Consider the following 14,318-nt stretch of genomic DNA (forward strand, 5'->3'; position numbering starts at 1 on the left):
TGGCGATGTTGTGATGGCAAGCAACAAGTATATCGATGTTCTTGTTATGGGAGCAACGAGTTCGTGGCAATGGGCTAATCCGTAACTTGGGGCGAACGGGGGAGTGCTTTTTCTGTAGGAGCGACTGCCTGAACGCAGTGAAGGCCGGCCCGACGCAGGCAGCAACTAGAAAGCACGTTGAAAGACGCGCCGCCGGCCTGCCCGGCGCATATAGCTAAACAGCGATTTCTGTCAGGGAGGGTCGTTTAGCGGAATCAGAAAAAGTACTCCCCCGTTCGCCCCTGACAACGTATGACCTGGATACCTTTATCACGAACTTGCCGACAAACTGCAATTTATTCGCTTTTTTCTTCGGGAATATCGAGGTACTGCCGGATGGCGGTGATTTCTTTAGCGGTATAGAGTCCCACTGGGGATTCACGAATCATGATGGTCTGGAGCATTCTGCTCTGTTGGGCCTGGTCATCGGTTTTGAGGTTGGCGGGATCAGCCGCTGCCCTGGTCAGGGCAATGGTGCGGTACTGGGCTTCGGCGTAGGCGTTGGTCTTGTTTACGACCTCGGTCAGCAGGTCATAGCAGCCATCGTTTAAGGCTACTGGCGGGGCGTGCAGGGCAATCCGGTCACGCAGCTGCTGGCTGTCCTGATCAAGCTGTTTCAGCCGGACAAATGTGGTCTGAATGCTGATGTTGTCGGATTTGAAGTTTTCGATGATCTGGTGATACCAGCGCCAGTTTCGGTCTAGTTCATCTAAATCCCGCTGGTAATCGGCGTACCAGGCTGCAAAAATCTGTTGCTGCTGCATGAGTTCATAGCGTTCCTGTTCGCTGATGGGCGCAGGTGCAGGCTCGGGGGCAGGCCAGTATTTGTAGGCAATGCCGCCGGTAAGCAGCAGGGTCAGGCAGAAACAGGCAAAGATTTTTTTATTGGGCAGATAATGATAGAGCAGCAAGAGCAGGCAAAGAGCTATCACTGCCAAGAGATAGACAAGCATTTATAAATTAGACCTCCTTGTAAGACTGGATTTTTCATACTATCATGTATTATAGTATGAATTTCTATTTTAGCGAATGAATTCGCCGCTTTTGCCGCCGCTTTTCTTATCCAGGTGGATATCCGAGATTTCCATGCGTTTGTCGATGGCTTTGCACATATCGTAGATGGTTAAAAGGGACACGCTTACACCGTGGAGGGCTTCCATTTCCACACCGGTGAGACCGGTAACCTTTACGGTGACAATGGCTTTGACGGCACATTCTTCTGCAAGCAGTTCAAAATCCACGCTGCATTTGGCAATAGGCAGGGGGTGGCATAGCGGGATTACCGAACTGGTGTTTTTGACGGCCATGATTCCGGCAATCCGGGCGACTCCCAGCACATCACCTTTGGCAGCAGTGCCTTCCTGAATCGCCTGAAACACTGGCTGGCTGACTTTTATGATACCGCTGGCAATGGCGGTGCGATTGGTTTCCTGTTTGCCGCTGACATCGACCATGATGGCCTGTCCTTGTTCGTCGAAATGGGTAAGTTCATTTTTATTCATACATGAAAGCTCCTTTGCGAATGGTTAAGTACATTGTAGCAGTATTGCAGGAAAAAAAAAACTCTTCTTGCCGTACAAATGTGAGAAGGAATATAAATTTCCCTTGGCGAATAATAGAAAACAAGGTTGATATTAACATTTTTCGCTGAGGAGGCGGCCAAGTTGGACAGAAAACTACGGGTATTGATTACAGATGATTCGAAGCTCTTGCGCAAGAAACTGCGTCAGGAGCTGGAATCCTTGGATTGTGAAGTTTTGGAAGCGCAGAATGGCAAGGAAGCCGTAATGCTCAATCTGGAAGAGCAGATTGACTGTGTATTTTTGGATATTGTCATGCCGGAAGTTGGCGGGATTGAGGCTTTGCAGGTCATCAAGGAGGTCAATCCGGATTTGCCGGTGGTGATGCTGTCTTCAGCAGGCACGCCGCAAAAACTGATGACCACGTTGAAGATGGGCGCTATGGACTTCATTCAGAAGCCTTATTCCAGCGAGCAGATTAAGAAAGCTGTGGAGACAGTGCGAAGGAAGGTCGCGGCGAATGATCAGTAATTTTAGCATTGTCCAATGTATCTTTAACCGGGATCAATATACACCCGAAGAGATGCGGCGGATTTTGAGGGAGGCTGAGCAGGACGAATCGTCCGCCGCGAAACTATTGGCTGATGAGGCCATGGATATCAATCCGGTGAGGACGGCGGTACTGCTGGCCGTAGGAAACAATTACCCCAATCAGGAACTGCATTATGCGTCTTACATGGAAATGTTTATGGCCGCGATGAAAAGCATGCTGCACACCGAGGCGGTGGTGGAGCGTTTTCCCTGCGAAGATGATGAGGAGCAGCCGTGCTATGCAACTTCGCAGCGGCTTAGCGGCGATATTCATTTTGTGGCAGGTATTATTGCCAGTGAATCCGTTTATCTGAAGCTGGCAGAACGCTATAGTGAGGAAGAACTTCCTGAAATGGACGAAATGGCCCGGGACAGCATTGAGGAGTTTATCAATGTGCTCAATGGCATGTTCAGCGTGTCTTTGGGGGAGGAAAAAATCGAGACGGATTTGGACCTGCCCCGTTTTGGGCAGAATGTGAGCCCGCATGGCAGCAATCAGCTGCGTTTGCGGGTGCACAGTTCAGTAGGTTCTTTTCAGGTGGTTATGGCTACGGACGAGTTCTTTTAGGCGGCGGCTTTTCCGCCGTTAATTTTTTTTGAAAAAAATTCAAAAAAGGTGTTGACAGATGGTATTTATATGCGTATAATAATTCTTGTCGCTGAACGAAAGCGGCAAACGAAAATGACTGTTCATCAGTTAAAATTGAATAGCTTCTATTTGTAGAGCATTGTGGAGAGTTGTCCGAGTGGTTGAAGGAGCACGCCTGGAAAGCGTGTATACGGTGAACGCTGTATCGAGAGTTCGAATCTCTCACTCTCCGCCATTTTTATATTCTTTTTCAGGTCGGGTTGCAGTGTCTGGGTCTTGCGCAATGGAGTCCTGTGAACCTCGTCAGGTCCGGAAGGAAGCAGCGATAAGCGGGGTGCTTCATGTGCCGCGAGGTCGCCTGGGGACTGCGGCTCGACGTGAGAAAGAATACTGGAAAATAAGAGCAGTCGGAAGACTGTTCTTTTTTTATTTATGGGGGAGAATTATGGCCTATATTGCACTTTATCGTAAATGGCGTCCCGGCACCTTCGGGGATTTGGTGGGACAGGAACATATCAGCCGCACACTTTCCAATGCCATTACTACCGGGCGTATTGGCCATGCTTATCTTTTTTCCGGCCCGCGCGGTACAGGTAAGACGAGTACAGCCAAAATCCTGGCTAAGGCACTCAACTGTGAACATGGCCCGACTCCGGAACCCTGCGGCAAGTGCCCGGCCTGCCAGAAAATCAATGATGGTTCTTCGATGGACGTATTTGAAATCGATGCGGCTTCCAACCGTGGTATTGATGAAATCCGTGATTTGCGGGAGACGGTAAAGTTTGCACCTGTAGATGGACGCTATAAGGTCTACATCATCGATGAAGTGCATATGCTGACTACGGAAGCGTTTAATGCCCTGTTGAAGACTTTGGAGGAGCCGCCTGCCCATGTGGTGTTTATCCTGGCCACCACAGAAGCGCATAAGGTGCCGCCGACGATTCAGTCCCGCTGTCAGCGGTATGATTTTAAGAGGATTACCGTGGAAGAAATCCGTGGGCGGCTGGAAACCGTGGTTACGGAAATGGGGCTGCAGGCTGAGGCTGAGGCTTTGGATATGATTGCCATTCAGGCCGATGGCGGTCTGCGTGATGCACTGTCTTTGCTTGACCAGTGTTCGGCTTTGGCTGAGGGAGAGCTTACCGCTGCCCGCGTGCGGCAGACGTTAGGGCTTATCGGCCATGATTGGATTTATAAATTGACGGAGGCCATCTATGCCCGTAAATCACAGGCCGCATTAGGTGTCTTGGCAGAACTTTTGCGGGACGGCAAGGACTTGAAGCAGGTGCTGACCGAGCTTTCGCTGCATTTGCGCAGTCTGATGATTTATCAGGCAGCGGGAACCTTGGAGCAGATGGATTTGTATGCCGAACCAGATGAAGTCCTGCGGGAACAGGGAAAATTCTTCAGCGGTGAAGAACTTATGGCGATGATTAAACGTCTCCATGAAGCGCTGGCGGAAATCAAATGGTCGCCGCAGCCGCGCATTACGGTGGAAGTGGCCCTGATGGCTCTGTGCAACCCTGTGGCCAGCGGTGCTGTACCACAGGCGGCAGGGGCTGTGGTCGATGATGGGCGTCTTGCGCAGCTGGAGGCCAAGTTGTCGCAGATGGCAGCACAGCTGGCGGCAAGACCGGTGGCTGCAGCAACTCCGACCGGCACCCGTACACCTGCGACATCGCGTCCTGCAGCGGCGGCGCAGGGGGCTGCTGCGCGGGCAGCTGTAACTGCCGAAACCGTGCCGCAGGAACCTGCTGTTCCTATTACCGCCAGTGATGCGGAGGTTTGGGATAAGCTCTTGGGGACGCTCAAGGAGCGCAATAAAATGCCGGTTTTTGCCTGCATGAATCAGGGGCAGTTTGCTGGTATGAGTGAAACGCAGTTCTATGTCAAGTTCAAGGGCGTGCTTATGGCGGATTTGGCTATGCGCAATTATCGTTCTGTGCTGGAGGAAATTCTGCTCGAACTTACTGGGCGGCAGCTGCACCTGCATTGCAGCGGGGAGGATACGCCTCTTATGCCGCCGCCTAAACCGGTGAAGAAAAAAGCAGCTCCGCAGCCGCTGCCGGAGGAACCGTCCATTCATGTGGATTTGGATGCCATGCCGCCGGAAGAACGGGCACCGCTGGAAAAGGCGTTTGAGATTTTTGGTGACCATGTAGTGGAAATAGAGGAAGATAAATAATGAACGGATTGATTAGCCTGTTACAGGAGCAGGAGGGCTTTTCCGAGTCCGAACGCATGATTGCAGATTATCTGCTGGCCAATTTCCGTATGCTGCCGGGCATGTCCACCCGCCAACTGGCCAAGGAAACCTTTACCAGTTCTGCCGCTATTGTGCGGTTCAGTCAGAAACTGGGCTTTGGTGGGTATACGGAATTCCGGGTGAAGTTTTTGGCGGATATGATGCGGTACAGAGAGAATCCTCATGGGGAAGAACTGGCCGTGACAGACCGGGATTCGGTGCACAGTATCCTGGATAAGGTGACTGGGATTTCCATTGATGCGTTGAAGGAAACGCGCAATATGTTAGAGCCTGGTGATTTTATGCGGGCTTTGGCCATTTTGAATAAAACGGCCCATGTGGATTTTTATGCGACGGATAATAATCTGGACATTGCCAATATGGCGGCGACCAGTTTTATCATGGCCAATAAGTGTCCCACGGTGCATACTTCCATGACCATGCAGTATCTGCAGGCCACGGGAGCGCCTAAGGAGCATGTGGCGTTTTTTATCAGCCGCACCGGGGAGAATCGGATGCTCTTAGATATCGCGCATCTGTTGAAACAGGGAGGTAATCCCATTATGGTACTGACGGCTTCGCCCAAGTCCAGCATTGCAGCTTTGGCTGATGTGGTATTTCCTGTGGCAACGGTGAAATCCATGGAGGAGCTGGGCCCGCGCGTGTTTTTGTCGGGGGCTAAGTATGTGATGGATATTTTGTTCGCGGTATTGATGACGCGGGTAGATTATCGGAGTGCACGGCAGAAGGAAGCGTGGTTGGGGAAGCATTTCTACTACTGAAGATATTTATAAGTTTATACGATATGAGAAGGCGCCGCCCCGGTGGGAATGCCTTTCCTTCGCTTAGACAGGCTTGTCAAATGCTGCGGAAAGATATTCCCGCCGGGGCGGCTTAGGTTTTCCTTACATTTATTTTGAAACGCTGATACATAGAGTTGGCATTTATGATGTCCACGGTTGTATCAGCGTTTCTTATTGGTTGCAGATTATTGTTTCGTGATTTTTCGCGTGTTATATTAAAAACACCTTAAGGGAATGAGGCTGAACGCACAGTCTCGGACGATTAAACTTTTAGGAGAGGAAAATCATGACAAAACAAGAACTGTTCGATAAGTTTATCGAATTCATGGGTGAGTTTGCGCAGATAAAAGCGGTAGCGGCTCTCCGTGATGGCTTCATTATGACCACGCCGTTTACGATTTGCGGTTCGGTGTTCCTGCTGCTGGCTAATCTGCCGCTGCCGGGGTATGCGGAGTTTATGGCCTCCGTCTTTGGGGCTGACTGGACAGCACCGCTCAATGCGGTGGCGGGTGGCACCTTCAGTGTATTGGCCTTGATTGTCGTTCTGGCAATCACCTATAAATTTGTGGAGAATGAGGGCTGCGATGCCATAATGGCCTCTATCCTGTCACTATCGACGTTTTTGATTCTGATGCCGCCTGCAATTGTCAGCAAGGGTGGGGAAACCATTGGTGACATCATTCCGAAAGCTTGGGTCGGCAGTAACGGCGTTATCACGGCAATCCTGATTGCGTTCTTCGTATCGTATGTGTTCTGTTATTGTGAAAAGAATCATATCGGCATCAAGATGCCGGATTCGGTTCCTTCCGGTGTAGCAAAAGCCTTTACGGCGCTGGTGCCGGGCATGATTTTCTTTACTACGGCATCGGTGCTCTATGGTCTTTGCCATTATATCGGTGCAACGACGCTTCCGGAACTGGTGTTCAAGGTGATTCAGACGCCGCTGCAGGGCCTTTCTGATTCGCTGGCAGGCGGCTCCATCATCGTCGGTTTGCAGAGTATCCTGTTCTGGGCGGGGATTCATGGCCCGAATGTTGTGGGCGGCGTAGTAAGCCCGCTGCTCATTGCCAATTCTTTGGATAACCAGCACCTCATTGATGCAGGTATGAGCCTCATCAACAATCCTGAAGCAAAGATTTTCACCTGTCAGATCAACGATGTGTTCGTTAAGAGCGGCGGCTGCGGCCTGACCCTTGGCTTGTTGTTTGCCGGCCTGTTTGCGGCGCGTTCGCAGCAGCTCAAATCGTTGATGAAGATGGCTTTTGTGCCCGGTCTGTTCAATATCAATGAACCGATTATCTTCGGTCTGCCGATTGTGTTCAATCCGTATTTGCTGGTTCCTTTTGTTCTTGTTCCGCTGATTGCGATGTTCGTGACTTACTTTGCTATCAGCACGGGCTTTATGGCTCCGTTCAGTGCGGTACAGGTTCCCTGGACGACGCCGCCGGTTATCGCCGGTTTTCTGCTGAATGGCTGGCAGGGCGCTGTGGTACAGATTGTCAATCTGGCTATTGCAACGGTCATCTACTTCCCGTTCCTCAAGGCACAGGATAAGGCATTCCTGAAAGAGGAAATGGGGGAGATGGAAGAAGCTGAGGAAGAAGCTGCAGTAGTTAAAACGGTAATGGAACATTGATGACAGTGAAAAGGAGAGCAAACATGATGCAGAAAAAGACAGCCGCTTTGGCTTTGGCCTTGACTTTGGGACTTTCCGGTACGGCTCTGGCCGCTCCAGCTGCAGATGCATTGGCGGCAGAGAAACCGGTGGAAATGGATATCAGCGCCCGCATTGCGGCTATCGAAGCACAGCAGAAAGAGCTTACGGCGCAGCTCGAAGCACTGAAGGCCGAAAACAGCAAGTTAAAGGCTGAAAAAGCGGATACGGATAAAAAAGTGGACGCAGTGAAAGAACTACAGGAGCGCGTAAAGCTCTATGGTTTTGTCCGGGCTTCCTGGGATAAGGATACAGCACGGAATCAGGGAAATGCCTGGGACAATGAGAAGACCAACTCCCGTTATTATCTGAATCTGATGGCTGACCTCAAGGTTAACGATCAATGGACTGGACATTTCCAGAGTGAAACCAATCAGCGTTTTGCCCATAGTACGGCACAGGGCGCAGATAGGAAGCTGGACAAGCAGGATGGTACGATCCAGCGGGTATGGATCAGCGGGAACTTGAAAAATGGCCTGCAGGTCAATGCTGGCCGCAGATGGACTCCGTTGGGCATGCAGTTCTCCCTGCTTGGCTGCAGTACCAGTGGTGTTGATGTCAGCTATCCGATTACCAAACAAGGCCTGCGGTTAGGGGCGTTCTATTATGCCATGGCTGAATATGATAATGCCGACTTCTCTCTTTGGGGCCCCACAATCAGCGGCCCGTTAGGCCATAACTTTGATATCAATCTGGCTTATGCGAAGCTGAATATCGGTAAGAATGCTCAGGTCAATAATTTCTGGACTGGCGGTAAACAAGCAAATCCGTTCGGTAATCGGGCTTTTGTGGTCAGTGCTGCGACCAACGTGGCCAAGAATCTGCGCCTGACAGCAGATTATGTGCAGACCAATCATGAAGCAGCAGCGGGACAGAATGATGATAATCGTGCTTACCTGGCTCGTTTGGATTACAAGTGGACGAATCCATCGGTGCCGCATTCCTTCAGTGCTTATCTGCGTTATCATGATATTCAGGCACATGGCAATGTATGGGCAGATGATGCTTGGGGGTCTATCCTGAAGGATTCCAGAGGTTGGACGATTGGCTTTAAGTATGTTCCCTGGAAGAATATCGAATGGGAAACGCTTTACCAGCGTTCCAACTGCAATATGTCCAATCCGGGCAATACGTTCCGCCGTAATCTTATCCGCACGCAGCTGGATTATCATTTCTAAGCGTAATGGTAGAAAATATTTAATGAAAGTTTGAGGTATTACGATGAGTTTTCCAAAAAATTTCCTCTGGGGCGGCGCGGTAGCTGCCCATCAGCTGGAGGGCGGCTGGCAGGCAGGCGGCAAGGGGGTTAGTGTTGCCGATGTCATGACCGTGGGCGGCCCGGGAATTCCCAGAGAAATCACCGCTGGGGTGCTGCCGGGAAAAATGTATCCTAATCATGAGGCTATTGAATTTTACACGCATTATAAAGAGGATATTGCCTTGCTGGCCAAATTGGGCTTCAAGTGTTTCCGCACCAGTATTGCCTGGACACGGATTTTCCCTAAGGGTGATGAGTTGGAGCCAAATGAAGCGGGGCTGCAGTTTTACGATGACCTGTTCGATGAAATGCACAAATACGGCATGGAGCCGGTTATCACCTTGTCTCACTTTGAAATGCCTTATCATTTGGTAACGGAGTATGGCGGCTGGCGCAATCGCAAGCTGGTGGATTTCTTCGTCCGCTTTGCCAAGGTCTGCTTTGCGCGTTACAAAGACAAGGTCAAATATTGGCTGACTTTTAACGAAATCAACAATCAGCGCAATGTACAGGAGACGTTTGCTCCCTTTACCAATTCCGGTGTGATTTATCAAGACGGCGAAGACCGTTATGCGGTGCTTTATCAGGTGGCCCACCATGAATTGGTGGCTTCGGCCAAGGCGGTAGTAGAAGGGCATAAGATTAACCCGGATTTCCAGATTGGCTGCATGCTGGCGATGTCGCCATCTTATCCGGCTTCCTGCAGGCCGGAGGATCAGCTGGCCGCGTTGAAGGAGATGGATCGCAGTTTCTATTACAGCGATGTGCAGTGCCGGGGGCATTATCCGCAGTATATGCTGAAGGAATGGGAACTTCATGGCTATGACATCAAGATGGAAGATGGCGATTTGGCGGTGCTCGAAGAAGGCAAGGTGGATTATTTTGCCCTGTCGTATTACATGAGTTTTGTCAGTGAATACGATGAAAACAGCCGTCACTTAGCCAAAGAAGTACCCAATCCCTATGTCAAGGCTTCGGACTGGGGCTGGCAGATTGACCCGGTGGGGCTGCGCTATATGTTAAATGTTTTGGCTGAGCGCTATGAGCTGCCCATGATGATTGTGGAAAATGGCATTGGGCTGCATGAAGAGCCGGATGATAGCGGCATGGTACAGGACGATGAACGCATCAAGTACTTTGCCGAGCATATCGCCCGGATGAAAAAAGCGGTGGAGGAAGATGGCGTGACGCTGATGGGCTATTGCCCCTGGGGACCGATTGATTTGGTCTCTGCCAGCACCGGTGAAATGGAAAAGCGTTATGGCTTTATCTATGTGGATAAGAACAATAAAGGCGAAGGCACGTTGGCACGCAGTCCCAAGAAATCCTTTTATTGGTATCAGAAGGTTATTGCCAGCAATGGCGAAGATTTAAGTTACTAGGAGGAAATACATCATGGATATCCGTAAGAAAGCAGTGGCCGCAGCTGTTTTGCTGGCCCTTTCCGCACCTGTCTCTGTTTCGCTGGATTTGTTTACGCCGGCAGTGGTATCGGCTGCTCCGGCAACGGAAACGAAGGCTGGTGATGCCTTTGCCGTGGATTTGACCAAAGGTGCAAATAACTTGTTTGAGGCTTCCGATGGCTGGACGAACGGCATGCCCTTCAACTGTTTCTGGCATAAGGAAAATGTGCCGTTTCAAGATGGTGTCTTGAAGCTGATTGTGAATAAATCCCCGAATCCTGCGGCGGACAAGGTGCCGTATTCCGGCGGTGAATACCGCAGCAAGGCAACTTATGGTTATGGCCGTTATGAAGTTGTGATGAAGGCCATCAAAAATGATGGTGTGGTATCGTCCTTCTTTACCTATACCGGCCCGTCTGAAGGCGACCCCTGGGACGAAATCGATTTTGAAGTGCTGGGCAAGGATACCACGAAGGTACAGCTCAATTACTTCCGCGACGGCAAGGGCGGTCATGAAAAGATGATTGATTTGGGCTTTGATGCGTCCGAGGATTTCCATACCTATGCGTTTGAATGGCGCAAGAATTCCATCATCTGGTTCGTGGATGGCAAGGAAGTTTTCCGCCGGGAAAACGAGGATTTTCCGGTGACCAAGCAGAAGATTATGATGAATGCCTGGAATGGCAAAGGCGTGGACGAATGGCTGAAGGCCTTTGATGATTCCAAGCTGCCGCTGGCTGCTGAGTACAAATCCATTAAATACACGCCATTTGCAGAATGAGGAGCTGATATCATGCAGAGCAAGAAATTATGCCGCCTGGTACTGACGGGCCTGACTATGGTGGGCGTATATGGTGCAAGTGTTTATGCGGAGGCTGCCGATGCCGGTATGCACGTTGACCAGGTCGGCTATCTTACCGGCTATGATAAAACTGCTATGGTAACGGATTCGGGGACTGATGAATTCAGCATCGTCGATGCCAAGACCAATCAGGTGGTTTTTAGCGGCAAGCTGTCGGCTGCCAAGCTGGACGTGCTGTCAGAGGAAAACTTGCGGCGGGCGGATTTTACTTCGCTGAACACGCCCGGCACGTACAAGCTGAAAGTCGGTAATCGTGAGTCCTATGCATTTGTCATCGGCGATAATGTTTATGCTATTCCCAATGTGCAAACCTGGCGTTCCTTTACCCTGTCCCGCAGCGGGACTCCCCTTAACGATAAAGGCGTAACCGATTTGCAGATAAACATGGGCCATGCACAGGACAAGGAAGCAAAGGTGTACTTCACCGATACGCTCAATCAAAAAGGCGATACGGTCGATGTGTCCGGTGGCTGGTATGATGCCGGTGACTATGGCAAATACACCACGACCGGCGCGATTGCGGCGGCAGAGCTTCTGCTGGCCTATGAAGCGCATCCGGACCATTTCACCAAAGGACAGCTGTTATTCCCCGCAGGTGCCCAAAGCGACAAAAAGCTCCCCGATGCCCTCAGTGAAGTAAAGTATGAATTGGACTTCCTCAAGAAAATGATGCGCCGTGATGGCAGCACCTTCCATAAGGTGGCCGGCGCTCAGTGGCCGGGTTTTGACAAGAGCCCCGATACGGATACGCAGGAGCGTTTCCTCTACAGCACCTGCACGGCCAGTACGGCCATGTATGGCGCAAGTCTGGCCATTGGTGCCCGCGTTTACAATGCTTTGGACAAGGAATACGCGAAATCCTTGCAGCATGATGCCGACAGGGTGTGGGATTATCTGTCTAAGACAAAAGAATCCATCTATCGTGTTGATGAAGGGCAGGAAAATGGCTCTGGCCCCTATAACGACACGAATGATATTCAGGAACGGCTCTGGATGGCGGCGGAAATGATGCGTACCACCGGCGATAAGCGCTATGAGGATTATCTAAAGGCCCATAAAGCCGAATTCTTGCAGGCGCCGGGATTCTTTACCTGGGATAACACGCTGGCGCTGGCGCAGTTTGCCTATGCCATGGCGAAAAATGCCGATGCTGGTTTTCAGGCGGAGGTGAAGCAGGTTTATCTTGCCTATGCGGATAAGATTGTGGGCAAGATAAAGCAGGACGGCTTTGGCTGTGCACTAGCCAAAGAGGAGTACACCTGGGCTTCCACGAAAAATGCCCTGACGCAGGGCGATATGCTGCTGATGGCTTACCAGCTTCAGCCTAAGGCCGAATATGAAGAAGGTGCCCTTAGCCAGATTCATTATATGTTCGGCCGTAATTCCCTCGATAAGAGTTTCCTTACCGGCATGGGCAGCAATCCCCCGGAACACCCCCATAACCGTATTCACGAGAGCACAGGCGCTTATGTACCGGGGCTCTTAGTGGGCGGTCCTAACCATGTCAAAGGCGGTGACCCCGACCAGACCAAATATCTGGAAGAAAACAAGGTGCCCGTGGCCAAATCCTATCTGGATGTGCTGACCTCCTGGTCAACCAATGAATACGCTATTGATTACACGGGGACGGCAGCCTATGCACTGGCCTGGTTTGCCAAACCGGTAAACGTCAAGGCCAAGGATTTGCAGTTGACGCGTCAATTTCCCTCGATAACCAAATAACCCTTGGTTTTGCCCTCTCCGAATATGCGTATGGAGAGGGCTTTTTTCTTGACGGAATGGCTTTATTTTGGTAGTCTAAGAGAAGTTAAAAATTACCTTGTTGAGAGGAGTTAAGAATATGTTTGGTGGAATGGGCAACATGGGCAACATGGCTGGCATGATGAAAAAAGTCCAGAAGATGCAGAACGATATGAAGAAGATGCAGGACGAATTGAAGCGCAAGACGGTAGATGTGACATCTGGCGGCGGTGCGGTGAAAATCACCATGAATGGTGAAAAGCAGGTGGTCAATCTCGTGATTGATCCGGCAGCTGTTGACCCGGAAGATGTTGAAATGCTGCAGGACCTCATCTCTGCCGCCTTCAATGAAGCCACGAAGAAAGTGGACGACATGATGGCCTCGGAAATGGGCAAACTCACCAGCGGTCTTGGCCTGCCGCCGGGACTCTTTTAAGGAGCGGTCGTGCAGTATATTGCCCCGCTGGCAAAGTTAATAGAGCATTTTCGCGCACTGCCGGGCATTGGAAACAAAACGGCAGTGCGTCTTGCTTATCATGTGCTGGATATGGACGTTGAGCAGGCAAAGAAACTTGCAGAAGCCATCATTGAGGCCAAGGAAAAAATCGGCTATTGCAATACCTGTTTTAATCTCAGCGACCAGAATCCCTGCGTGATTTGTGCAGCGGAAGAACGGGATCACTCCGTTATCTGTGTGGTGGAACAGCCGCAGGATGTGGCGGCCATGGAACGTATGCGGGACTACCGCGGCGTTTATCATGTGCTGCATGGGGCACTGTCGCCTTTAGAGGGGGTAGGGCCGGATCAGATTCGGATTAAGGAGCTTTTGGGGCGCCTTACCGATGATGAAGTGAAAGAAGTCATTATGGCCACCAATCCCAATGTGGAGGGGGAGGCCACGGCTATGTATTTAGCCAAATTGTTGAAGCCGATGGGGGTAAAGGTTACGCGTATTGCCCATGGTCTGCCGATTGGCGGGGATTTGGAATACGCAGATGAAGTAACGCTTTCCAAGGCGATGGAAAACCGGAGGGAAATTTAAATGGAAGTTGTTGCCGCATTTGCGGTAGGTTTGATTGCGCTGTGCCTGATTGGCAAGATTATTGCGCTGCCGATGAAGATGTTGTGGAAGATGGTTACCAACAGCATTGTGGGGGCGGTGCTCCTGTGGGTGGTCAACCTGTTTGGGGCAGGAGTACATATTACCTTTCTTAATGCGTTGATTGCCGGGGTGCTGGGAGTACCGGGGGTTATCATTGTACTGATCATGAATTGAGCGGTGCTTACATCTATATTGATACATTAAAAGTCGCCCGCGGGGCTGGTGATATTTTCCTTTGCTATAGACAGGCTTGTCAAAAGCTGCGGAAAACATCACCAGCTGCTGCGGGCTTATTGCGTAGATTAAATTGCAGTTTGTCGGGGAGTTCAGTTCGTGGTAAAGGTATCTTGTTCATATGTGGTCAGGGGCGAACGGGGAGTACTTTTTCTGTTTCCCGCTAAACGACCCCCTCGGAAAAAATAGCTGTCCAGTTACTCGCGCCGGGCAGGCCA

At 50.7% G+C, this 14,318-nt stretch carries 14 protein-coding genes, 1 tRNA gene and 1 other RNA gene; 14 read left to right on the forward strand and 2 right to left on the reverse strand.

Annotation, left to right across the window (positions count from 1 at the left end):
* Nucleotides 1–335 precede the first annotated feature (335 nt).
* Entirely contained in the window at nucleotides 336–992 is a 657-nt protein-coding gene (locus G598_RS0113935) for a hypothetical protein (RefSeq protein WP_026767458.1), read from the reverse strand.
* A 69-nt stretch (nucleotides 993–1,061) separates the two neighbouring features.
* Nucleotides 1,062–1,541, reverse strand: a complete 480-nt coding sequence (gene moaC / locus G598_RS0113940) for a cyclic pyranopterin monophosphate synthase MoaC (RefSeq protein WP_026767459.1) — start codon at nucleotides 1,539–1,541, stop codon at nucleotides 1,062–1,064.
* A 162-nt stretch (nucleotides 1,542–1,703) separates the two neighbouring features.
* Between moaC and G598_RS0113945 the strand changes: the two genes are divergently transcribed.
* The 14 genes from G598_RS0113945 to G598_RS0114010 all read left to right on the forward strand — a co-directional run bounded on the left by G598_RS0113945 (nucleotide 1,704) and on the right by G598_RS0114010 (nucleotide 14,040).
* On the forward strand, nucleotides 1,704–2,090 hold the full coding sequence (locus G598_RS0113945) for a response regulator (protein ID WP_026767460.1): 387 nt from the start codon (nucleotides 1,704–1,706) through the stop codon (nucleotides 2,088–2,090).
* The gene (locus G598_RS18750; protein WP_051180357.1) at nucleotides 2,080–2,718 is read left to right on the forward strand and encodes a chemotaxis protein CheX; all 639 of its coding nucleotides are present in this window, start codon (nucleotides 2,080–2,082) and stop codon (nucleotides 2,716–2,718) included. Before G598_RS0113945 ends, G598_RS18750 begins: the two co-directional genes overlap by 11 nt.
* Before the next feature lie 164 nt (nucleotides 2,719–2,882).
* Nucleotides 2,883–2,974: transfer RNA gene (locus tag G598_RS0113960), tRNA-Ser, on the forward strand.
* Nucleotides 2,975–3,006: 32 nt separating this feature from the next.
* Nucleotides 3,007–3,106, forward strand: an RNA gene (ffs, locus tag G598_RS20490) — signal recognition particle sRNA small type.
* A gap of 78 nt (nucleotides 3,107–3,184) precedes the next feature.
* Nucleotides 3,185–4,924 (forward strand): DNA polymerase III subunit gamma/tau, encoded by a 1,740-nt coding sequence (gene dnaX, locus G598_RS0113965; protein ID WP_026767461.1) that lies wholly within the window; start codon nucleotides 3,185–3,187, stop codon nucleotides 4,922–4,924.
* Complete coding sequence (locus G598_RS0113970) at nucleotides 4,924–5,766, forward strand: MurR/RpiR family transcriptional regulator (protein WP_026767462.1); 843 nt, start codon at nucleotides 4,924–4,926, stop codon at nucleotides 5,764–5,766. Before dnaX ends, G598_RS0113970 begins: the two co-directional genes overlap by 1 nt.
* Nucleotides 5,767–6,073: 307 nt before the next feature.
* Nucleotides 6,074–7,423, forward strand: a complete 1,350-nt coding sequence (locus tag G598_RS0113975) for a PTS sugar transporter subunit IIC (RefSeq protein ID WP_026767463.1) — start codon at nucleotides 6,074–6,076, stop codon at nucleotides 7,421–7,423.
* 23 nt (nucleotides 7,424–7,446) lie between these two features.
* On the forward strand, nucleotides 7,447–8,679 hold the full coding sequence (locus G598_RS0113980; RefSeq protein WP_037364508.1) for an FtsB family cell division protein: 1,233 nt from the start codon (nucleotides 7,447–7,449) through the stop codon (nucleotides 8,677–8,679).
* A gap of 43 nt (nucleotides 8,680–8,722) precedes the next feature.
* Nucleotides 8,723–10,141 carry a 6-phospho-beta-glucosidase gene (locus G598_RS0113985; protein ID WP_026767465.1) on the forward strand — a complete coding sequence of 473 codons (1,419 nt, stop codon included), beginning with the start codon at nucleotides 8,723–8,725 and terminating at the stop codon, nucleotides 10,139–10,141.
* Between the two features lie 13 nt (nucleotides 10,142–10,154).
* Nucleotides 10,155–10,943, forward strand: a complete 789-nt coding sequence (gene bglS / locus G598_RS0113990) for a beta-glucanase (RefSeq protein ID WP_026767466.1) — start codon at nucleotides 10,155–10,157, stop codon at nucleotides 10,941–10,943.
* A gap of 12 nt (nucleotides 10,944–10,955) precedes the next feature.
* A complete protein-coding gene (locus G598_RS0113995; RefSeq protein ID WP_026767467.1) occupies nucleotides 10,956–12,746 on the forward strand; it encodes a glycoside hydrolase family 9 protein in 1,791 nt (596 codons plus the stop codon).
* Nucleotides 12,747–12,864: 118 nt separating this feature from the next.
* Nucleotides 12,865–13,200, forward strand: a complete 336-nt coding sequence (locus G598_RS0114000) for a YbaB/EbfC family nucleoid-associated protein (protein ID WP_026759241.1) — start codon at nucleotides 12,865–12,867, stop codon at nucleotides 13,198–13,200.
* Nucleotides 13,201–13,209: 9 nt separating this feature from the next.
* The gene (gene recR / locus G598_RS0114005) at nucleotides 13,210–13,806 is read left to right on the forward strand and encodes a recombination mediator RecR (protein ID WP_026767468.1); all 597 of its coding nucleotides are present in this window, start codon (nucleotides 13,210–13,212) and stop codon (nucleotides 13,804–13,806) included.
* Nucleotides 13,807–14,040, forward strand: coding sequence for a pro-sigmaK processing inhibitor BofA family protein (locus tag G598_RS0114010; RefSeq protein ID WP_026767469.1), 234 nt, complete (start codon nucleotides 13,807–13,809; stop codon nucleotides 14,038–14,040).
* The last annotated feature ends 278 nt before the right edge of the window (nucleotides 14,041–14,318 follow it).

The organism is Selenomonas ruminantium subsp. ruminantium ATCC 12561 (assembly GCF_000424065.1).
Lineage (GTDB): Bacteria > Bacillota > Negativicutes > Selenomonadales > Selenomonadaceae > Selenomonas_A > Selenomonas_A ruminantium.

What these genes read in the sequence shown, in the direction of transcription:
- G598_RS18750 (WP_051180357.1), top strand. Translation starts at nt 2,080, where the DNA reads ATGATCAGTAATTTTAGCATTGTCCAATGTATCTTTAACCGGGATCAA.
- G598_RS0113975 (WP_026767463.1), top strand. Translation starts at nt 6,074, where the DNA reads ATGACAAAACAAGAACTGTTCGATAAGTTTATCGAATTCATGGGTGAG.
- G598_RS0113985 (WP_026767465.1), top strand. Translation starts at nt 8,723, where the DNA reads ATGAGTTTTCCAAAAAATTTCCTCTGGGGCGGCGCGGTAGCTGCCCAT.
- G598_RS0113970 (WP_026767462.1), top strand. Translation starts at nt 4,924, where the DNA reads ATGAACGGATTGATTAGCCTGTTACAGGAGCAGGAGGGCTTTTCCGAG.
- G598_RS0113995 (WP_026767467.1), top strand. Translation starts at nt 10,956, where the DNA reads ATGCAGAGCAAGAAATTATGCCGCCTGGTACTGACGGGCCTGACTATG.
- G598_RS0114000 (WP_026759241.1), top strand. Translation starts at nt 12,865, where the DNA reads ATGTTTGGTGGAATGGGCAACATGGGCAACATGGCTGGCATGATGAAA.
- G598_RS0114010 (WP_026767469.1), top strand. Translation starts at nt 13,807, where the DNA reads ATGGAAGTTGTTGCCGCATTTGCGGTAGGTTTGATTGCGCTGTGCCTG.
- dnaX (WP_026767461.1), top strand. Translation starts at nt 3,185, where the DNA reads ATGGCCTATATTGCACTTTATCGTAAATGGCGTCCCGGCACCTTCGGG.
- moaC (WP_026767459.1), bottom strand. Translation starts at nt 1,541, where the DNA reads ATGAATAAAAATGAACTTACCCATTTCGACGAACAAGGACAGGCCATC.
- G598_RS0113935 (WP_026767458.1), bottom strand. Translation starts at nt 992, where the DNA reads ATGCTTGTCTATCTCTTGGCAGTGATAGCTCTTTGCCTGCTCTTGCTG.
- G598_RS0113980 (WP_037364508.1), top strand. Translation starts at nt 7,447, where the DNA reads ATGATGCAGAAAAAGACAGCCGCTTTGGCTTTGGCCTTGACTTTGGGA.
- bglS (WP_026767466.1), top strand. Translation starts at nt 10,155, where the DNA reads ATGGATATCCGTAAGAAAGCAGTGGCCGCAGCTGTTTTGCTGGCCCTT.